Here is a 19,172-nt window from a genome sequence, read left to right as displayed (position 1 = left end):
TCTGGGAGCACAGCGCTACCTCTCGTGCCGCCAAGCGGTGAGCAGGCGGCCGAGCAGTCGACGCTGCACTTCGGGTGCATGATGGACCAGTTTCCCGTCCAGCGGCCTAGTGACGACAAAGACCTCAGCGGCGAAATCGAGTGGCTTCATATCCGCCGGGACGAGACCAGCGGGAGCTGCCATATCCAGAACGGATTGGAAAGCCTCGATGGTCTCTTCGCGCTTGGCAGCCAGTTCGGGGTCGTCGTGCCAATGGTCGGCAGTGATGGCGTTGACTAACGGCCCGACTCCGTAGTCGAGAAGACCCCAGACAAGGTGGTCCCAGTGGGCGCGCGGGTCGGCGTCGAAAAGCGTGCGTGTTGTCTCGATTCTCTCCTCCAAGATGCCCAGCAAGCGCAACCCGCAGGCTATGTCGAGGTCAGTGCGGGTGGAGAAATTGCGGTAGAGGGTGGCAATTCCGACGTCGGCGCGCGCCGCGACACTTTCCAAAGTAACTGAAGTTTCAGGTTTGGTGCGCAATAGGTCGCAAGCAGCGTCGATGATCCGCTCGCGCCGGATTCTCGCGTCTGATCTCATGGGCCCCGCCTTGACTAATTGTCCGTTTAAGGGGACCATACGCTAGGAATAAACGATAGTCTAACCTCCACTTAATCGAGGGGTACCCCTGTGGAACCAATCCTTAGCGCCCGCGACCTGGTTATTCGCCGTAATGACGCGCCATTGAGCTTCGACGTGCACGATGGACTCACGCTCCTCATCACGGAGCGCGAGTCCGGTGCGTCGACCCGCAATATGGCCTTGGCCGGTCGCTACCGCCCGAAAGGCGGCGAGGTTCTCCTGGGCGGCGAGGCCACCTCTCCGCGCCAGCGGTTCAAACGCGTTGCGCTGGCAGGCGTCGAACTGATTGACAGTCTCGAGCGTCTCGTCGATGTCCGCGAGGTCATCCGCGAGCAAGTGGCGTGGAGCCAGATGTTCTTCGTTCCCGTGCGGCGCGACATTCTCAACCACCCGAAGGTGGAGCCGTGGCTGGAGCCGCTCGGACTGACGCACCTGGTGCCGTCGCTGGACGTGGGAAACCTCAATGTGGAGGACCGTTTCCGCCTCCGCGTGCTGCTGGCGCTCATCGCGCGCCCGGATGCGGACCTGCTCATCGTCGACGACCTGGACCAGATCCGCAGCCTGAAATTGCGCAACGAGGTCCTGAACGACCTGGCCCGCCTCTCGCAGCAGATCCCGGTCTTGGCCACTACCGTCAACGATGACGAGGGCAACCACGCCGATCACATTATCGACCTGCGCCACGGTGCCGGGCCCGCCCCGGATGCCGAGCTCGATGAAGACTCCACTCTCGCCGCCGCCGCGGCCGAGGACCCGTGGAGCAAAGGCAAACCAGCCGATACCGAAGAGATCGAGGAGGTCAACCCATGATTTCAGGACTGCACACCGGGTCGCACTTCCGCAAGCTCTTCAACGGTAAGCTGCCACCTCTAGCACTGATTGCCATCACGCTGCTCCCGCTGCTCTTCGGCGGTCTGTTCGTGTGGAGTTACTGGGACCCCCTGGGCAACCTGAACAAGATTCCGGTGGCCTTGGTCAACTCGGATGAAGGTGCCGAAGGCCCTGACGGGAAGGAGATTCACGCTGGCGACCAGGTGACGGAGAAACTGCTCGAAATAGAGCCGATGAACTTCGTCGAGGTCAGTGCCGAGGATGCCCGCCAAGGCATTGCCGAGGGCAAGTATTACCTCGGCGTGGAGATCCCGAAGGATTTCTCGGAGTCGACCGTCAGCGTGAATTCGGACCACCCTCACCCGGCAAAGATCAACGTCACGCTCAATAACACCAACGGCTTCATCCCCACGATGCTGGGCAACCAGGTCACGCGTGTGATGACGTCGGTGATCGGTGAGACAGTGGGCGAGCAGATTTCACGCCAGCTCTTCATGGGCTTCAACACCATTGGCGACGGCATGGACAAGGCCGCGGACGGCGCGGATCAGCTCCACGACGGCGCAGGCAAAGCCAAGGACGGCGGCGAGCAGATCGGCGACGGTGCGGGCAAGCTCAACGATGGTCTCCAGCAAGCCAAGGACAAGACGCCAGAGCTCGTCGACGGCATCGAGCAGCTTGACGACGGCGCGACCGAACTCGACGACGGCGCCAACCGCCTCAACGACGGTCTCGGCGAGGCCTCTGACGGCGCTGACGAGCTCGCCGACGGCATGGGCCGCCTGCGCGACGGCGTGAACGAACTCGGTGCCGGCGCTGCCGCCGTGTCCGCTGGTGTGGACAAGGTGACGGGCATCGGCGACCAGTTGGAGGAGATCCAGGCGGCGAATGACCGCCTCAACTCGTCGATCGACAAGGCGATCACCGATCTGGAGAATGTCGGCGTCCCCGCCGCCCGCGGTCTGGTTGACCGCCTGCGCCAGATCCAGGACGATGCGGGAATTTCCGTCGTCGACCCGGAGACCCAGGAGATGATCGACACCGCGCTGGACCCGGCCACGATCGACCAGCTCAAGGAATTGCGCGACGGCGCGGCCCAGCTCACGGACGAGCTGAACAACCCGGCTGCCCAGTTCGTCACCGGCATCAACGACGCAGCGGACGGCGCGCAGCGTCTCTCCGACGCATTGCACCTGCTGCATGACGGTTCGGGCCAGCTCGTTGCCGGCACCGCGCGCCTCACCGACGGCACGTCCAAGCTCGTCGTCGGCGCACGCACGCTTGCCGACGGCACCACCCAGCTCGCCGACGGCTCCGAGCAGCTCGTCGTTGGCATGGATGAGCTTAACGACGGCCTGGTTCAGCTCGACGACGGTTCCGGCGAGCTGGCACTGAAAATCACTGAGGGCGCGGATCAGGTACCCAGCTTCGAGGGCAACAAGCTCGATGAGGCCGCCGATGTCGCTGGCGCCCCCGTCCGCCTGCAGAACACCGGCGACGACCTGACCACCTTCGGCCAGGGCCTGTCCCCCTTCTTCCTGTCGCTGTCCCTGTGGTTCGGCGGCCTGATCCTGTTCATGGTGTTCAACCCGATCTCCCGCCGCGCGATCGATTCGGGTACGAACCCGGCGCGTGTCGTCATGGGTTCCTGGATCCCCGCTGTCCTCGTCGGCCTCGTGCAGGCCTTCAACCTGTGGGTCGTGCAGCACTTCGTCTTGGACGTGAATCCGCAGCACCCGTTCCAGATGCTGCTGTCGCTGGGCTTCATCGCCGTGGTGTTCAACACGGCGATCTTGGCGATCTACTCGCTCCTCGGCCCATCTGTCGGCCGTCTGGTCACTATGGTGCTGATGTCCCTGCAGCTGGTGGCCTCGAACGGTCTCTACCCGCCGGAGGTTCAGCCAGGGTTCATCCAGTGGGTCCACTCCTGGGATCCGATGCGCTTCTCCGTCGACCTGATGCGCCACACGCTGTTCGGCACAATGGAAGGCGACAACCGCGTCGAAGTGGCCATGCTTGTCCTCGGCGCCGTCGGTGTGGCCTCGTTCCTGCTGGCCATGCTCGGATTCTGGAAGGAACGCGTGCTCATGGAGAAGGACATCCACCCCGAGCTCGACGTCTAGCGGCTCGCCCCCGACTACCGGGCCTGCAGGTGCTCGAGGATACGGCGCTCCAACCCGCCGAACTCGGGTGAGCTGAGCACCTCGGTACCGCGGGGCCGCGGCAGGTTCACGTCGATGATCTCGCGGACGCTGGTCGGGCGGGGGTTGAGCACGACGATTCGGTCGGAGAGCATGATCGCCTCGCGCACGTCGTGAGTGATCAGCATCGCGGTCCAGTCGTGTTCGGCCCACATGCCCTGCAGCCACGTCTGCAATTCGGAGCGGGTGAGGGAGTCGAGGGCGCCGAACGGCTCGTCGAGAAGCAATGTGCTCTTTTCCTGCACAACGGTGCGCAAAAGCGCGGCGCGTTGACGCATGCCGCCCGAAAGCTGGAACGGCAGGGCCTTTTCGAATCCCGCGAGGCCGAATTGCGGGAACCATTCACGCGCGCGGGCCCGCGCTTCCTTTTTGGGCACGCCCTGGACTTCGAGGCCGAGCGCGGCGTTCGCTTCAATGGTGCGCCACGGAAAGAGCAGGTCTTTTTGGGGCATGTAGGCGGTGGTGCCGTCGAAACGCAGCTCGCCCGAGTCTGGCTTGTCCAGCCCTGCGATGATGTTGAACAGCGTCGACTTGCCCGCGCCGGACGGGCCGATGAGCGAAACGAACTCGCCGGGCGCGACTTCGAAGCTCACGCTGTCGAGCACCTGGCGGTCGCCGAATGCGCGGCTGATCTGCTTAAGCTCAAGCACGCTCGGCCTTCCTTTCCTTGATGTGCCACGGAATCACCGCACGCTCAATGAGGTAGGTGGACAGGTACAAAGCCACGCTGATGATGGCCGTGACCACCACCGCGGCGAGAACGAGGTCGGTGCGGAAGGCGTTCTTCTGCACGCTCATGTAAATGCCCAGGCCCTTCTTCGCACCGACGTATTCAGCGAAGATCGCGCCGGTGACCGCGTACGTGATGCCGATACGCAGCGCGGTAAAGAATTCAGGCATGGCCGACGGCAGGCGCACCATCCAGAACTCGCGCCATTTCGACGCCCCCATGCTGCGCAGCAGGTTCGATGCCTCGCGGTCGGTGCGGGCGAAGCCTTCGATCAGGCCGATGGAGATGGGAAAGAAGGTCACAAGTGCGACCACCAGCGTCTTCGGCAGCAGGCCGAAGCCGAACCAGATGATCATCAGCGGGGCGATGGCCACCACCGGGATCGTCTGCGACGCCACCAGCAGCGGGGTCAACCCACGCTTGAGCGTCGGCGAGAAATCGATTGCGATGGCGATGATCCACGCGCACACCAGCGACAACGCGAAGCCGATGAGGGTGACCTGCAAGGTCGCCAGTGCGTGTGTGCCCAGGATTTCGCGTTGCGCCCACCCAGAGCGCGCGACCTGCGACGGCGCCGGCAGGACCTGCGGGCGCACGCCCGTGGCGCGCACGGCCGCCTCCCACACAGCGAGGCCGGCGAGCACGAAGAGCAGCGGCACCCAGAGGTTGCTGCTCAGCCCGCGGGCGCCGCCGGCGGCGGGACTACTCGGAGATGTACTCATTAGTGAAGTAGGTGCTCCAGTCCGGGGCTTCGCTCAGAGGGTTGTTGGCATCGTCGACAAGCAGCTCGTTGTCGAAGAGGAACTGGCCCAGGTCCGCCCAGTGCTGCTCGGTCTGGTGACCGAACTTGCCGTTCTCGTCGAGCATGTACTGCTCGGAGAGCATGCGCTGGCTCTTCTTCAAAAACTCGAGGTCGGTGAGGATCTCCGGGTTCTCCTTCTGCAGGATCTCCGCCGCCTCGTCCGGGTTATCCACGGCGTCCTGGTAACCGCGCTGGATGGCCTGGACGAATTTCTTGGTGTCCTCCGGGTGCTCCTCCATCCACTTATTGCTGCCCACGACGAGCATCTGGTAGCAGTCCGGGAAGCCGTAGTCGGTGTAGGCGAAATTCTTCAGCTCGACACCGCGGTCGGCGGCCTCGATGCCCTCCCACGCGACGTACGGGACGGTGAAGTCGACGTCGTGGTTGTACAGCGCCTCGTATGCGGAGGTACCCAGGGTGACTTCCTCGAATTCGCCCTTGCCGCCGGCGCCGCGGATGACGCCCTTCAAAATCGCGTGATCCGACGGGGAGCCGAAGCCGCCGAACGTCTTTCCGTCCAGGTCGGCCGGGCTCTTGATGTCGTCGCGCTCAGCCAGGACGCTGACTTCGGTGGTCCATGTCTGCTCGACCGCCAGGACGGAACGCACATCTGCGCTGGCCGCCTTGGCCATCGTCATGCGGTCCTGCGTGTCGACGGCGAACTCGGCATTGCCGGAGTCCGTCAGCAGGATCGGGTTGCTGTCGTTGTACGGCACGACCTCTACGTCCAGGCCCGCTTCCTTGAAGTAGCCCTTATTCATGGCCACGTACAGGCCCGTGTGGTTCGTGTTCGGGGTCCAGTCGAGTGCGAAACGGACCTTAGTCATGCCGTCCGAATCATCAGCGCCGCCACCGCACGCCGCAAGCATCATCGTCGATGCCAGCGCGGTCAGAAAAACGGCGATTTTCTTGCTAATGCCCATTTACCTCGGCCTTTCTCCGGGCGGAAGCATAGGCGCATGCATTCTCGCGACCATCCCTCCGCCAGTACTAACTGGATCAGGTTCAACGGGTGTCATCTCAGCCATCGCCTCCCGGCGCCGCACTGCCTCACGCAGCCACGGTGGCACCCCGTGTCACGCCTCTAAGGGTATACCAGGAGTGTTTCCAGGTTCTGTGGGGCTTCCGCTTATCGACGAAAAAATAACCTGGACTCTATATCGACCGTGGCCTATATTGAAAGCATGGGGTGGGAAATCAGGATGGTGAAAGAGGTTGAATCGTGGATGCTTCAACTGGACGATAAGAACTACAACCTGGTTGCAGGTGCGTTGACCCGCTTAGAACAAGTGGGACCCACACTTGGACGCCCCACTTCTGACCGCGCTAAAGCATCTCGACATCACAACATGAAAGAGTTGCGTCCGCGGTCTTCCGGCCAAAGCGCGATCCGCATTCTGTATGCTTTCGACTCCCAACGACAAGCGATACTGCTCGTAGCAGGAGATAAAGCCGGGAACTGGAAGCGTTGGTACGAAGAAAACATTCCTCTAGCTGACGAACGTTTCGACGATTGGTTGAAGAAATGAGGTACGTAATGAGTGACACAGTCTCTTGGGATGACGTAAAAAAGCGCCGTCCGATCGATGAAGATTCCGTTGCTGAGCACGCCGCGCGCATGGTTCTTGAGGAGCGCGCTTACCTGCTCAAGGAACTCCGAGGACTCCAGCGCGTCACACAGGCAGATCTGGCCGCCCGGATGGGCCTCACCCAACCGAGCATCTCAGCCGTCGAGGCTGGGGAACTTGAGAAGTCGTCTCTCGGCACGATCAAAAACTACGTCGAAGCACTCGGCGGAACTCTTGAGGTGCATATCCGATTCGAGGATAAGGAGCTCCTGCTCGACACCCGGAAGAATGCGTAGCAACCAGACCTCCAGTTAATCCCGCCACAATATCGACCACTCTTTTCTTCCACAGAACAGCAAAGCGGGCGAACCCTGTGAAAGGAGTTCGCCCGCTCAGGCTCTCAGCGAGAGCATGTCGCCGGGGTTACCAACGTCTTCATGCCCTGCACCGAAGGTTCAACTACTGCTCGCGGGAGCTGGAGCCACCGTTGGAGTTAGAGCTAGAGCCGTTGGAGGAAGCCTCGTTCAGGTCGACAACCTCACATGCGTGCAGGACGCCTGCTCCGATACCGGCGATGACAGCGATAGCTGCGACTGCTGCTGCGCCGGCACCGATCAGCGGTGCGACCTGAGATGCAGCGGCATCGATACCTGCTGCCTTCGCTGCACGGTCCTCGTTGAAGACACCCAGACCCTTCTGCAGATCGGTGTTCGCCCGCTGGATCGCAGCGTTCAGCTGTGCGCTGACGTGCTCGAAGCCCGGGACCTGGACCTGGGACAGGATGCCCGCCGGGATAGCCAGGAGCAGCGGCAGGGACAACAGGGAGATCGCGCCGACGCAAGCCGGGTTGGAGGATCCGCCCTCACCGCGGCTGCTGCCCGTGTTGACGGTGATGTTCACGTTGTTCGTGACCTTCTTGCCGTCCGGGCTAGTCCAGGTGATGGTCAGGTCACCATTGATCGGCTTACCGTCCTTGCGGGTGATGGTGTAGGTGCCGTCACCGTTGTCCTTGATGTCGTACTCGCCGGTGACGTCCTTGCCGCCATCCTTGATGGTGATCGTGCCGTCTTCGCCCGGAGCCGTGATCTTGATGATGCCGTTCTTCGGGTCCTTCTCGATCACGTTGATCTTGCCGGGGTTGTCGCCCTTGTACAGGTTCTTGCCCACAATCTCGATCTCGTAGCGGTTGACCGGGTTGCCGTTGGCATCGCGCTCTTCGACGACGATGGTGCCGGACTGGCCCGCCTTGTACTCGTTCGGACGGATGACGACGTTGTCGCCTCGCTTGTCGATGACGACCAGGTCAGCGTCGCCCTCGACGACCTCGACCGTGTTGCCAGGCTTTACGTCGATCACCAGGGAGCCGGACTCGGAGTTGTTGTTCGAGTCAGAATCCTTGCCCGGGTTGATGATGGTGACCTTGTGGTCCTTCACCTCAGTCTGGGTGATGTCCACGACGTAGTGGGTGATGGTGCCGTCCGGGTTCTTGACCTCGATGACAGCCTTGCCAGTTGCGCCATCCTTCGGGGTGATGACGAGGGTGCCGCCGTCATTGGAGGCGTCGACCTTGTCCTTGCCCTCAATCACCTTGACCGTGGAGTCCTTGTCGATGGAGACCTTGCCCGTAACGGTGTTGGTGATGGAGATGTTGATCTCGGTCACCTTCGGCTGAGCCGGCTTGATGGTGATGATGTAGCGGATGTTCGCGCGACCTTCGTCGTCACGGTCCTCAATGATGAGTTCGCCGTTGGAACCATCCTTCGGGGTGATCTTCCACTTGTCCGTCGACTTGTTGATGTCGACCAGGCCTTCACCCTCGACGACGGTGAGGTTGTCGCCACCGATGTTGATAATCTGCTGGGTCGTGATCTCCCTGCGGATCTCCTGAACCTTCTCCGGCGTGATATTGATGACGTACTTGGTCAGCAGGTCGCCGTTTGCGTTCCTCTCCTCGATGACGAGCGTCCCATTGGCACCCGCCTTCGGCTTGACGGAGAGAATGCCCTTCTCGTCCTTCCAGTTGACCAGATCTTCGCCCTTGACAATCTTCAGCGTATTGCCCTCATTGCCACGGGAAACGGTGAAATCGGTGCGGTCGGTGATATCACGCTCGACGACATTGGTGACGATCTGCTGGGTCGTGTTGTTGACCACGACGGTGTAGCGGGCAATGACCTGGCCGTTCTTGTCCAGAATCTCGACGACGGCAGTGCCGTTCTTGTCCTTGACGCCTTCGATGACCAGCTTGTTGCCGTTCTTCTCGACGTTGACGAATTCCTCGCCGCTCTTGATGCGGTGGGTCCACTCACCCTGGATATCAATCTTGGCGGTAGCACCGTTCTCCAGCGTGAGCGTGCGTTCAATGACGGTCACGTTGTTGATGACGTTGATGATGTAGCGGTGCTTATTGCCCCACTTGTCCTCGATGACGAGGATCGCCTGGCCGCTCTTACCCGGCCTAGGCTCGATGACCAGCTGGCCGTTCTTTTCGGTGACCGTGACAAGGTCTTCGCCCTTTTCGAAGTGACGCTTGCCGGTGTTCTCGATGATGATCTGGCCACCGTTGACCAGCTTCTCCTCATTCTCGCTGACCTCGGTCGTGATCGTGATGTCCACGTTCACACGCTGAACCGGGTTGCCGTCGCGGTCGAGAATCTCGATAACGGCGGTCTTGCCGTTCGAACCCGGCTTCGGGGTGATGACAAGCTGGCCGTTCTTATTTTCAACGTTCACGTTGTCGCCACCGCTGATGATGCGGAAGTCGCCGCCCGACGGAAGCCAAATGATGCGGGAGTTCGTTACCTGCTCCGAGGAACCGCCAGTGACATTGACCGTCACGTTGATATTGGTGATGTTGGTGGTATTCGATCCGCCGTTCTGGTTCTTGGCGGAGTTGTCGATGTTGATCGTGTACTCGTGGGTGTTGCCCTTGCTGTCGGTGACAACGATGGTCACCTCGCCCTTGGCACCATCCTTCGGGGTGATGACGAGCGTGCCGTCCTTCTTTTCCACCGTGACGAGGTCGCCACCCTTGATTACCGTGTAATCCCAGCTACCGGATACCTTCTTGCTGACGTTGATCTCGCGGTAGGTCTGCTGGTAGTTGAAGATCCAAGTGTACTCGTAGTGGTACTCGTACTTGGTCACGGTCTCTGTGGTGTTGTTGACCTTGGTCGCGGTCGTCGTTTCAGTCACGGTAGAAGACTTCGGCTCAGACGGCTTCGTCGTCTCCTTGGAGGTCGTCGGCTCGGAGGACTTCGGAGTGGTGGTCTCCTTGGAAGACTCCGGCGTCGTCGTCTCCGGAGTGGTGGTCTCCTGGGAGGTAGACGGCTCAGAGGACGGCTGCTCCTGCGTGGTGGTCTGCTCCGGCGTCGGCGTCGGCTTCGGCGTCAGTTCGAGGCCCGGCTGCTCGACAGTAATTAGACGCTGCGTCGTGAAGTTATCCATCTTGTTCGGATTAAGGGTGTAATCCTTGGGCAAGAGGACAGTGATGTATTCGGAGTCATTGACGTCCTGAGCCACCTTGGAGAAAGCAGCATCATTCTTCACCAGACGGTAGTCGGCAAGACCCTGGCCGCGGTCTTCCGGAGCCAGACGTACGTAGTTGATGTCAAACCCCGTGAACTCACGGAAATCGGCAGTACTAATGTACTTGCCTTCATTGATATCCGCGCGAATCTGGTTCAGCGCGGACAGGTTGTTGGTCAGCAGCGCCTGAAGAACGTAGTTGAGCTTCTTGATTTTCTCGTTGCTGCGGTCGAAGGACGAAAGGTTGTATTCCTTGATCATCTGCTTCGTCACGTGGATCGCCGCAGTTTCGATGTCAGCGTTGATCGAGGTACTATCGCCGTAGTTGCCGGACTGACCAGTCAGCTTACGCAGCTCATAGTCAGCCGGATCATTCGACGGTGAAGGAATTGCATAGTCGATGCACCAACCCGGACCCTTACCGGTTCCCAGAAGGTTGACGCTGATGTTCTCTTCGTTCTTGCGGTCGAGCAGCGAACTTTCAGTCTGCTGCGTAACGTCATCCGGCAGCGGCTCGTAAGCCGCGCGGACGGTTTGGGAATCCGATTGCAACAACGCCATCGTCTGCGCACCAGCATCAGGCGCAACCGCCGTGGTCGCGCCGAGACCCATGGTCATGGCGATGGTCGCGGCCATGACTTTCTTCTTCAGGCTAATGTGAGCCAATTTCTCTTTATCTCCTCGTTGATGGCCGTCGTATGACGGCGTCCTTCGCATTGCTAGCTAATTGCCCGAAGGGGACTTTCGGGGAAGTCCACTGCGCAGCAATGGGGAACGAGTTCGAACCCGTCCGAGAACAGTAGGCGATAGATAGGTAGATTTTCCTATAGTGCTTTTTGCATAAGCTAGACCGATTTATGAGGCGTTCCTTAGTATCCGTTGACCGGTTTCTGGACGAATTTTTGAAATTCACTGGTTGCCGCGACACGCAATCCTTAACGTTTCCTCGGGAACGGTTTTGTGGTCAGCTCAACAAACGAGCATATTCGGACATGATTTTTACCCCCATTAGGGGGTATTCATAGGCTTGGTGACATGTCCGCAACGTAATTCCATGTCGCCAAAAAACCGCGCACGTCACCAAGAGCGGACCCGGAAAGCATGCAAAAGGCATGATAAGAGCATTTTTTGTGGAGCATAGGGGAATCGAACCCCTGACCTTCGCATTGCGAACGCGACGCTCTACCAACTGAGCTAATGCCCCTGAAGGCTTTTATGACGTTACGCCTGTCACTCGTGTGAGCAAAACTCCCTGGACACCCACGGGTGGCCAGGTTTCACCAAGGTTCGCTCCTGTTGCGGGCGCGCGCCCGGCGCGGAAATATACGTCGCGTGGACCACCACCTCACCCGCGCCCAATTCCTCACCGGCGCATTCGCCGTCGCTGGCTCAGCCTTATTCGCTGGCTGCACGCAGCAGCGCGAGGAACACTCAAGCACGACCAGCGAAACAACCACGGGCACACAGCCCGGCAGCAGCACCACAACGACCACTGCCCCTCCCCCACCGCCGGCGGAACATTACGAAGGCCGCGTCCCGCGCGAATTCGGCCTTCACATGGACGGCATCACCGACACCGTCCCCACCACACCCGGCACGACGACCGTCGCCCTCACATTCGACGCATGCGGCGGGCCGACGGGTTCAGGGGTGGACCAGGGGCTCGTCGATACGCTCCGCGAAATCAGCGTCCCCGCGACGCTCTTCCTCAATTCGCGCTGGATCGACGTTCACCCGCACGAAACGCAATCGCTTATCGACGACCCCCTCTTCCTCATCCACTCCCACGGCACCCTGCATGCTCCTTTATCTGTGACCGGCCAATCCGCCTATGGAATTGCCGGCACGGCAGATCCTGCCGCGGCGATCGCTGAAATAGAGGACAACCGCGAATTGCTGCGCACCTACGGCGTCGAGTCCGCCTGGTTCCGCTCCGGCACCGCGCATTACGACGATGTCGCGGTGGAAATAGCCCGGGACCGGGGAGTGAAGATCGCCGGCTTCACTGTCAACGCCGACTACGGCGCCACCTCCCCCGCAGATCAAGTCGCCGCGGCGATCATGGAAGCCCCCGACGGCGCGATCGTCCTCGCGCACATGAACCAGCCCTCATCCGGCACCGCAGCCGGCGTCCGCGCCGCCCTCGAGCACATGCGCGGAGGCACCCACCGCTTCGTCTTCGTCGACGGCACCGCTCCCGCAGACCTCTGACACCGACCTCCGCACGACCGCTGCAACTCACACTCAAACCGCGAAAACTGGAAACCACACTGCGAAAGTGCGAATCCTAAGTGTGAAAGTGCGACCATTTTTCACACTTTGATTCAAAGTTAGAATTTCGCGCCGCTTACGTCCGCCTATAGACGGTCGCCTTGCGACCCCGACCGCCAATCATCACCACATGATTCACTGCGAGAAGCGGATCAAGCGCGTACCGCACCTGCGCCTCCGACAAGCCGGTCCTCTCGCGCAACTCCTTTAGTGTCACGGACTCGCCGTCCTGAATAGCGCCGTACACTGCCGGAACGTTCTTGCCCATCGCGGCTAGTGATGGAGGATCCACTTGAGTACTCTGCGATCGCGCCGTGGTCGATGCCCTCTCCCCGACCGCGTAGTAAACACTATCCTCCTGGTCCAGGAAGCCACTTTCTACCAGCCGGTCAAGCATTCTCCTGCACGTCCGCTCCCCCAAAGGCATATAGAGCTGCACGATGTGCTGCAGCGTCGCGCCACCTTGGCTTCGAAGATTGACCAGAATGTCCTCCTCTGTTGGATTCAGAGGATGCTCCCCCTTTCGCTGCAGCTCCTCGAGCCACTGGTTTTCTTCCTCGGTAAAGCGAGAACCTCGCGGGAAGAGCACTTTGAAAGTGACACCGTTGTCGATAAATCTCGGTTTGGGCAGTCGGGCTTCTCGGGTCGCCGTGAGAATCTCTTGAATGCCGCCACCTTCGCCCTCGATCACGCGCTCCCCGTCTGCTGTCCGCAAATAACGCGCAATCTCGTACAGGCGCTTGTTCACGGGCGCCTTAGTCAGCTCCGGACTCTCTAGTTGAGACGCAGAGAGGCCCCGAAGTCCCCCCGGGCTCACCACCACGAGCATCTTCTCCGTAATCCTGACTTCAACCTTCTTCCCCACTTCTACGGAAGGGCCCAAATCCCGGTGAACAAGTGCATTCGCCAGCACTTCACGGATTGCTGACGGAGGGAACTCCGGTTCGTCGACCAAGTGGCCATTCTCGGTATACCGGCTAACCGTGTCGGTGTTCTGCCTGATCCACTCCATGACCTCCACCAACATCACTGGCAGGGGTCCCTCAATCTCCTTGAGGTTTTTATGGCGACCGACACCGTCACCACGCGACAGTCTTACTGCAACAGTCGCACCGAGAGCGGGCTCAACCGATTGCGGAAGGTAGCCGAGTGCGTACAGTCCTCCGAGCCGGATATTGCCTTGGTTGTCAGTCACATTAGTGACCTGCAGCAGTTGAGTATCATCGTCGATCCTGGCCACGCGTGACCGTGACTGCCTCACGGAGGCGATGAACTCGTTGAGCACCTCCGCGTCGAGCACACCGGTATCGGTTCCTGGCACTGTTTGGAAATCGAAATGTGTTTGCTGGTTCTCCGTGAGTGCGGAAAGCTCCAGCATTTTCAGGTCGTTGGAATTCATTTCGTAGTCGCCATCAGCTTGACGGAGATACGCCTTGTTCCTAAACGTTGCCGGCTTCTCCGACGGCATCAATGGAGTCACTTCAACGACGACGACCTGCTTGTTATCTACCGTGCGATAAGAGAACGTGAGTTGCGGAGCCGGTTGCACGGTGGTGCGGTTCACTGACGTGACGGCCTTTTCCATCTCCGCCGGATTCTGCACCCCGGTCACTTCGAAACCCTTGCGTTCGCTGACGCCGAGAATGATCGTGCCTGCCTGGGGCATATTCGCAAATGCACACAGAGTCTCCCCGAGATCTTCAGGAACTCCTCCTGCTGCAGTCTTGCACTCAATAAGCGTCGTGTCGTCGCCGAAGGCACGCAGCTCCGCCAGCGTTTCTGCAAGTCGCACGTCATTCCAAGTCATGATTACGACTTTAGTGCATGACTGAAACTTTCACTACCTGCATATTCACACTTTCAAGTCTAAAGTATGAGCCAAAGTGAGAACTTTTCTCAGTTTTTCGCAGTTTGATGTCGCGGTTTCGCCATTACTTGTCACAAACCTTCGCAGCACGTCCGCACCCCATTTTGCTACTTAACCCTCGTTTAACCCGCAACTCCGAGCCGGGCCGAGCGAAAATAAAAACACCGCCGACCGAAGTCAGCGGTGCTTTATGCTGTGGAGCATAGGAGAATCGAACTCCTGACCTCCTCCTTGCAAGGGAGGCGCTCTACCAATTGAGCTAATGCCCCTTTGTTCCGAACTGGTGGGCCTAGCAAGAATCGAACTTGCGACCTCATCGTTATCAGCGATGCGCTCTAACCGACTGAGCTATAGGCCCGCTCGGAACTGTTAGAACATTACCCAGACGACCGGACTAAAACCAAATCGCCTGGTCATGAAGTTATTTAGCGTTGTTTCATTGCGCCTTTAACACGACTATACGCGCTTTAATCAACGGTAGTCGGTCAACTCGACGCCGAGGCCGCCGACCAGGTCCGCAAGCGCGTTGTAGATGAACGCGGTGAGCGGGGCCATGATGGCTACGGCCACGACGCCGATGGCGCCGGCCAGGGCGGCGAGAGCGATGACGAGCGGGAAGTCGATGATGGTCTCCCCGCCCACGCCGCCGATAAGGGAGTTGATGGATTCCACTACACCGGCGGCATCGACGGCGAAGTAGAGCACGGAGACGGCGATCAGCCACGCGGCGAACCCGATGAGCGCCATGAGGATGCCTATTTTGAAGGCGCTCCCGGCGCGGATGTGCGTGACGGTGACGTTGCGTGCGGCCATGCTTTATTCCTTCCCGTCGGAATCAGACTCGTCGTACTCGTGGCTCTCGCCCACCTCGTCGGTCTCGACGGAGTTGACGTTCACGGGCTCGGCGCCTTGGTCGAGGGTCTTCTCGCCCTTGGCCACGGCGGTAGCTTCCTGCTCGCCTTCGTCCTCGACGTTGACGTCGATAGCCAGAAGCTCGTTGCCCTCGGCCAGGTCCACGAGGCGGACGCCCATGGTGGCGCGTGACGACGGGCGGATCTGGTTGACCTCGGTACGGATAACACCACCGGCAGACGTGATGGCGAAGATCTGATCGTCTTCCTCCACCGCGAGTGCGCCGATGAGCTTGCCGCGCTTCGGGGTGTACTTGAAGGTCATGACACCCATGCCGCCGCGGCCCTGCGGGTTGTACTCGGAGATCGGGGTGCGCTTGCCGTAGCCGCCGGAGGTGGCCACGAGGAGGAAGTCGTCGTCCTTCACCGTGGTCATGGCCAGCAGCTGGTCGTCGCCGCGGAAGCGCATGCCCTTCACGCCAGCGGTGGCGCGGCCCATCGGGCGGAGCTGCTCGTCGTCGGCGGTAAACCGGATGGACTGGCCCTGCTCGGAGACGAGCAAGATGTCGTCTTCCGCGCTGACCAGGGAGGCACCGATCAGGGCATCGCCCTCGTTGAGGTTGATGGCGATCAGGCCGGCAGAACGCGCGGATTCGTAGTCGGTCAGGCGGGACTTCTTCACGCGGCCGTCGCGCGTGGCCAGGACCAGGTACGGAGCGTCCTGGTACGTCTGGATCTGGATGATCTGCGCGATCTTTTCTTCCGGCTGGAATTCCAGCAGGTTGGCCACGTGCTGGCCGCGTGCGGTGCGGCCTGCCTCCGGCAGCTCGTAGGCCTTCAGGCGGTAGACGCGGCCGAAGTTGGTGAAGAAGAGGATCCAATCGTGGGTGGAGCAGATGAAGAAGTTCTTCACCACGTCGTCCTGCTTCAGCTCAGCACCGCGCACGCCCTTGCCGCCGCGCTTCTGCGACTTGTAGGCGTCGACCTTGGTGCGCTTGGCGTACCCGGTCGCGGTGATGGTGACCACGACGTTCTCGCGCGCGATCAAGTCTTCCTCGGTCACGTCGCCGGTGGCTGCGACAAGGCGGGTGCGGCGCGCGTCGCCATGCTTATCGACGACCTCCTTCAGCTCCTCAGCCACAATCGTGCGCTGGCGCTCCGGCTTGGCCAGGATGTCCTTGTAGTCAGCGATCTCGGCCTCGATGGCGGCCAAATCGTCGACGATCTTCTGGCGCTCGAGAGCGGCCAGACGGCGCAGCTGCATGGCGAGGATGGCGTCGGCCTGGATCTCATCGACGTCGAGAAGCTCCATGAGGCCCGTGCGCGCCTCGTCGACCGTCGGGGAACGGCGGATCAGGGCAATGACCTCGTCGAGCATGTCCAAAGCCTTGACCAAGCCGCGCAGGATGTGGGCGCGCTTTTCGGCTTCGTCGAGGCGGTACTGGGTGCGCCGGACAATGACCTCGATCTGGTGGGCCACGTAGTAGCGGAGCATTTGGTCGAGGCGGAGGGTGCGGGGCACTCCGTCGACAAGCGAGAGCATGTTGGCGCTGAAGTTCGACTCGAGCGGCGAGTGCTTGTACAGGTTGTTGAGCACAACGCGCGGCACGGCATCGCGCTTCAGCGTGACCACGATGCGCATGCCCACGCGGTCGGAAGACTCGTCCTCGATCTTGGAAATGCCGGTGAGCTTGCCCGCGGCGACCTGCTCGGCGATGCCGGAGATGAAATTATCCGGGTTGACGTTGTACGGCAGCTCCGTGATCACGATGACCTGGCGGGTGCCGATCTCCTCGATCTCGGTGACACCGCGCATGCGGATGGAACCGCGGCCGGTGGTGTAGGCGTCCTTGATGCCCTGGTCGCCGACGATAAGTCCTGCGGTGGGGAAATCCGGGCCCTTGACGCGTTCCATGCACGCGTCGAGCGTGGCCTTGTCGTCCGCGTCGTGGTTGTCCAGAATCCAGTAGATCGCTTCGGCCAGCTCGCCCAGGTTGTGCGGCGGGATGTTGGTGGCCATGCCCACGGCGATACCGGAAGAGCCGTTGAGCAGCAGGTTCGGCACACGCGACGGGAGCACGACTGGCTCCTGCGCCTTGCCGTCGTAATTGGGCACGAAGTCCACGGCATTTTCGCGGATATCGCGCACCATTTCCATGGACAGCGGAGTCATTCGGCACTCCGTGTAACGCATGGCCGCCGGGCCGTCGTTGCCGCGGGAGCCGAAGTTGCCCTGGCCGTCCACCAGCGGGTAGCGCATGACCCACGGCTGCGCGAGGCGCACGAGGGTGTCGTAAATAGCCGAGTCACCGTGCGGGTGGAATTGACCCATCGTGTCGGAGACCGGGCGCGCTGACTTCACGTACGAGCGCTCCGGGCGGTAGCCGGAGTCGTACATTGCGTAGACAATGCGGCGGTGCACGGGCTTCATGCCGTCGCGCACGTCAGGCAGTGCACGGCCGACGATGACGCTCATCGCGTAGTCGATGTAGCTGGTCTGCATCTCCTCGTTGATGTCAATGGGGAGGATGCGGTCGCCCTCGCTACCGCCACCGAAAATATCGTCACTCAAAGTTGAGGCCTTTCAGTTAGAGATAGTTCACAAAGCAGTTTACGCGCCGTGAGAACCATTCCCCCGCTCACATGCGGTATCAGAGTGATACCATCACGATCATGGCTATGACGCTCAGGCTGTCCGCCGAGGAGGACCGCGCGCTCGTCCTGCTCGCGAGCGCATGGGGGTGCAGCAAACAGGAAGCAGCGAAACGCGCGGTGGTCATTTCAGCAAGCAGATTGCTTGACGACGCCGCCGTGGCCTCCCTCGCCAACGACACCGTCCCCGGCCGTGCCGCGTTGCAGGCCCGCATCCGCCGCGCCCGACCCAATGAGACGGATTAAACCCCACCACATCCCCCCACACACACACCAATCATGAAACCTTTAAACCCCGAGCAACTGCTCATCATCGCGGACGAGTGCTGCGCGAAGTGGGGCACGACCGTGCGGAGCTATTCCTCCCTGTGCGCTGCCGCGGCGATTCCCGGCGCGAAGTTGGATGGTCTGCCGGTCTTCGACTCCTCCACCGCCGCTGCCGCCGCTCTCGCACGCGGCATCGAGCGCCTCGAGCCGCTCGCCGATTTCAATGCTCCCTTCGCCGATATCGCCGGGGAGATCTATCAGCGCTGGTGCGAGCGCGACTGATGCGCCCGGCTTTCGTTCGTTCTAGTTTCCGCCGAAAGAGCTGGGCGGTAAAATGCGGGGCATGAAAAAGCTCACCTCTGCTGCTGTCGCAGCCGCACTGTCCGCATCCTTGCTCGTCGCTCCCACCGCTGTCGCGGCAGATAATGGCGGCAGCTCCAGCTCCTCGGCTGATTCTGTGACAAGGAATAAGGACAACGCTGACGCCATTCCGGACGGGTACGAAGTGCCGGAGCAGCCGGCCTTCGGTAGCGCATACACCGGTTCGGCCTCGCTCTCGATCTTCCTGGCCACCGCCGCCACCGCTGCGATTCTGGGTGTCATTGCGCAGTACCCGCCGATCCAGAAGGAATTGCAGAAGGTCAATGCCCAGTGGATGGATATCCAGCGCCAGGCGATGAATGAGCTCCAGAAGTTCCTTCCCCTCCCGCAGCAGAACCAGGGGCAGAACCAGCCGCAGCGCCAGAACCAGCAACAACAGGGCCAGTAGTCGGCCTGCACACAGCGACAAACGCGACACTCCCCCACCTTATGTAGCGGAGTTCTGAAACGTTTGTTACATTTGTGGCTGTTGTGGTTGCAGTGATTCATGTGAACCTGTGGCGGAAGAACTGCAACTTGAATGGGAATCAGCGGTCCCGCGAGCACCGACAAGGGTGAACGCGCGGGACCGTTTCCCTGTTGCTGGACCCGTTCGCAGATCAAAA

General features: G+C 60.8%; 16 protein-coding genes, 3 tRNA genes and 1 riboswitch. Of the genes, 8 read left to right on the top strand and 11 right to left on the bottom strand.

Features of this window, described 5'->3' with window-relative positions; all coding sequences use genetic code 11:
• Positions 1-15: 15 nt before the first annotated feature.
• Positions 16-576, bottom strand: coding sequence for a TetR/AcrR family transcriptional regulator (locus ACUY2Y_RS00570; protein ID WP_448324371.1), 561 nt, complete (start codon positions 574-576; stop codon positions 16-18).
• A gap of 90 nt (positions 577-666) precedes the next feature.
• On the opposite strand from ACUY2Y_RS00570, the gene ACUY2Y_RS00565 reads away from it, so the two are divergent.
• Positions 667-1,428, top strand: coding sequence for a hypothetical protein (locus ACUY2Y_RS00565; RefSeq protein ID WP_448324370.1), 762 nt, complete (start codon positions 667-669; stop codon positions 1,426-1,428).
• Entirely contained in the window at positions 1,425-3,572 is a 2,148-nt protein-coding gene (locus ACUY2Y_RS00560; RefSeq protein ID WP_448324369.1) for a YhgE/Pip family protein, read from the top strand. Before ACUY2Y_RS00565 ends, ACUY2Y_RS00560 begins: the two co-directional genes overlap by 4 nt.
• Before the next feature lie 14 nt (positions 3,573-3,586).
• Here the strand turns inward: ACUY2Y_RS00560 and ACUY2Y_RS00555 are convergent, their stop codons facing one another.
• From ACUY2Y_RS00555 to ACUY2Y_RS00545, 3 genes are read right to left on the bottom strand one after another with little or no spacing between them, the layout of a single operon-like run.
• The gene (locus ACUY2Y_RS00555; RefSeq protein ID WP_448324368.1) at positions 3,587-4,300 is read right to left on the bottom strand and encodes an ABC transporter ATP-binding protein; all 714 of its coding nucleotides are present in this window, start codon (positions 4,298-4,300) and stop codon (positions 3,587-3,589) included.
• The gene (locus tag ACUY2Y_RS00550; protein ID WP_210573608.1) at positions 4,293-5,102 is read right to left on the bottom strand and encodes an ABC transporter permease; all 810 of its coding nucleotides are present in this window, start codon (positions 5,100-5,102) and stop codon (positions 4,293-4,295) included. Before ACUY2Y_RS00550 ends, ACUY2Y_RS00555 begins: the two co-directional genes overlap by 8 nt.
• Positions 5,083-6,105: an ABC transporter substrate-binding protein gene (locus ACUY2Y_RS00545; RefSeq protein WP_448324367.1), complete on the bottom strand. Its 1,023-nt coding sequence runs from the start codon at positions 6,103-6,105 to the stop codon at positions 5,083-5,085. Before ACUY2Y_RS00545 ends, ACUY2Y_RS00550 begins: the two co-directional genes overlap by 20 nt.
• Before the next feature lie 35 nt (positions 6,106-6,140).
• Positions 6,141-6,266: riboswitch (TPP riboswitch) on the bottom strand.
• A 100-nt stretch (positions 6,267-6,366) separates the two neighbouring features.
• Between ACUY2Y_RS00545 and ACUY2Y_RS00540 the strand changes: the two genes are divergently transcribed.
• Complete coding sequence (locus ACUY2Y_RS00540; RefSeq protein WP_448324499.1) at positions 6,367-6,711, top strand: type II toxin-antitoxin system RelE/ParE family toxin; 345 nt, start codon at positions 6,367-6,369, stop codon at positions 6,709-6,711.
• Between the two features lie 8 nt (positions 6,712-6,719).
• Positions 6,720-7,046 carry a helix-turn-helix domain-containing protein gene (locus ACUY2Y_RS00535; RefSeq protein WP_448324366.1) on the top strand — a complete coding sequence of 109 codons (327 nt, stop codon included), beginning with the start codon at positions 6,720-6,722 and terminating at the stop codon, positions 7,044-7,046.
• A 163-nt stretch (positions 7,047-7,209) separates the two neighbouring features.
• On the opposite strand, the gene ACUY2Y_RS00530 is transcribed toward ACUY2Y_RS00535, so the two are convergent.
• Positions 7,210-10,944 carry a hypothetical protein gene (locus tag ACUY2Y_RS00530; RefSeq protein ID WP_448324365.1) on the bottom strand — a complete coding sequence of 1,245 codons (3,735 nt, stop codon included), beginning with the start codon at positions 10,942-10,944 and terminating at the stop codon, positions 7,210-7,212.
• Between the two features lie 465 nt (positions 10,945-11,409).
• Positions 11,410-11,482 (bottom strand) — tRNA-Ala (locus tag ACUY2Y_RS00525).
• 128 nt (positions 11,483-11,610) lie between these two features.
• On the opposite strand from ACUY2Y_RS00525, the gene ACUY2Y_RS00520 reads away from it, so the two are divergent.
• Positions 11,611-12,489, top strand: a complete 879-nt coding sequence (locus ACUY2Y_RS00520) for a polysaccharide deacetylase family protein (protein ID WP_448324364.1) — start codon at positions 11,611-11,613, stop codon at positions 12,487-12,489.
• Positions 12,490-12,625: 136 nt separating this feature from the next.
• Here ACUY2Y_RS00520 and ACUY2Y_RS00515 read toward each other — a convergent pair whose 3' ends face one another.
• The 5 genes from ACUY2Y_RS00515 to gyrA all read right to left on the bottom strand — a co-directional run bounded on the left by ACUY2Y_RS00515 (position 12,626) and on the right by gyrA (position 17,770).
• Entirely contained in the window at positions 12,626-14,356 is a 1,731-nt protein-coding gene (locus tag ACUY2Y_RS00515; protein WP_448324363.1) for an RNA-binding domain-containing protein, read from the bottom strand.
• A gap of 256 nt (positions 14,357-14,612) precedes the next feature.
• Positions 14,613-14,685, bottom strand: a tRNA-Ala gene (locus tag ACUY2Y_RS00510).
• Between the two features lie 12 nt (positions 14,686-14,697).
• Positions 14,698-14,774, bottom strand: a tRNA-Ile gene (locus ACUY2Y_RS00505).
• Between the two features lie 113 nt (positions 14,775-14,887).
• Positions 14,888-15,229: a DUF3566 domain-containing protein gene (locus tag ACUY2Y_RS00500; RefSeq protein WP_448324362.1), complete on the bottom strand. Its 342-nt coding sequence runs from the start codon at positions 15,227-15,229 to the stop codon at positions 14,888-14,890.
• A 3-nt stretch (positions 15,230-15,232) separates the two neighbouring features.
• The gene (gene gyrA / locus ACUY2Y_RS00495) at positions 15,233-17,770 is read right to left on the bottom strand and encodes a DNA gyrase subunit A (RefSeq protein ID WP_448324498.1); all 2,538 of its coding nucleotides are present in this window, start codon (positions 17,768-17,770) and stop codon (positions 15,233-15,235) included.
• 170 nt (positions 17,771-17,940) lie between these two features.
• Between gyrA and ACUY2Y_RS00490 the strand changes: the two genes are divergently transcribed.
• The 3 genes from ACUY2Y_RS00490 to ACUY2Y_RS00480 all read left to right on the top strand — a co-directional run bounded on the left by ACUY2Y_RS00490 (position 17,941) and on the right by ACUY2Y_RS00480 (position 18,955).
• Positions 17,941-18,165 carry a CopG family transcriptional regulator gene (locus ACUY2Y_RS00490; RefSeq protein WP_259901615.1) on the top strand — a complete coding sequence of 75 codons (225 nt, stop codon included), beginning with the start codon at positions 17,941-17,943 and terminating at the stop codon, positions 18,163-18,165.
• A 33-nt stretch (positions 18,166-18,198) separates the two neighbouring features.
• Entirely contained in the window at positions 18,199-18,468 is a 270-nt protein-coding gene (locus tag ACUY2Y_RS00485; RefSeq protein ID WP_448324361.1) for a TetR family transcriptional regulator, read from the top strand.
• A gap of 61 nt (positions 18,469-18,529) precedes the next feature.
• The gene (locus ACUY2Y_RS00480; protein WP_448324360.1) at positions 18,530-18,955 is read left to right on the top strand and encodes a hypothetical protein; all 426 of its coding nucleotides are present in this window, start codon (positions 18,530-18,532) and stop codon (positions 18,953-18,955) included.
• The last annotated feature ends 217 nt before the right edge of the window (positions 18,956-19,172 follow it).

It is taken from the genome of Corynebacterium sp. 20-84, from assembly GCF_053479455.1.
The sequence above is the reverse complement of the archived record's forward strand: the minus strand, read 5'-3'. Positions and strand labels throughout refer to the sequence as shown.

What these genes read in the sequence shown, in the direction of transcription:
- ACUY2Y_RS00490 (WP_259901615.1), top strand. Translation starts at nt 17,941, where the DNA reads ATGGCTATGACGCTCAGGCTGTCCGCCGAGGAGGACCGCGCGCTCGTC.
- ACUY2Y_RS00545 (WP_448324367.1), bottom strand. Translation starts at nt 6,105, where the DNA reads ATGGGCATTAGCAAGAAAATCGCCGTTTTTCTGACCGCGCTGGCATCG.
- ACUY2Y_RS00560 (WP_448324369.1), top strand. Translation starts at nt 1,425, where the DNA reads ATGATTTCAGGACTGCACACCGGGTCGCACTTCCGCAAGCTCTTCAAC.
- ACUY2Y_RS00515 (WP_448324363.1), bottom strand. Translation starts at nt 14,356, where the DNA reads ATGACTTGGAATGACGTGCGACTTGCAGAAACGCTGGCGGAGCTGCGT.
- ACUY2Y_RS00485 (WP_448324361.1), top strand. Translation starts at nt 18,199, where the DNA reads ATGAAACCTTTAAACCCCGAGCAACTGCTCATCATCGCGGACGAGTGC.
- ACUY2Y_RS00540 (WP_448324499.1), top strand. Translation starts at nt 6,367, where the DNA reads ATGGGGTGGGAAATCAGGATGGTGAAAGAGGTTGAATCGTGGATGCTT.
- gyrA (WP_448324498.1), bottom strand. Translation starts at nt 17,770, where the DNA reads ATGCAGACCAGCTACATCGACTACGCGATGAGCGTCATCGTCGGCCGT.
- ACUY2Y_RS00570 (WP_448324371.1), bottom strand. Translation starts at nt 576, where the DNA reads ATGAGATCAGACGCGAGAATCCGGCGCGAGCGGATCATCGACGCTGCT.
- ACUY2Y_RS00550 (WP_210573608.1), bottom strand. Translation starts at nt 5,102, where the DNA reads ATGAGTACATCTCCGAGTAGTCCCGCCGCCGGCGGCGCCCGCGGGCTG.
- ACUY2Y_RS00480 (WP_448324360.1), top strand. Translation starts at nt 18,530, where the DNA reads ATGAAAAAGCTCACCTCTGCTGCTGTCGCAGCCGCACTGTCCGCATCC.
- ACUY2Y_RS00500 (WP_448324362.1), bottom strand. Translation starts at nt 15,229, where the DNA reads ATGGCCGCACGCAACGTCACCGTCACGCACATCCGCGCCGGGAGCGCC.
- ACUY2Y_RS00535 (WP_448324366.1), top strand. Translation starts at nt 6,720, where the DNA reads ATGAGTGACACAGTCTCTTGGGATGACGTAAAAAAGCGCCGTCCGATC.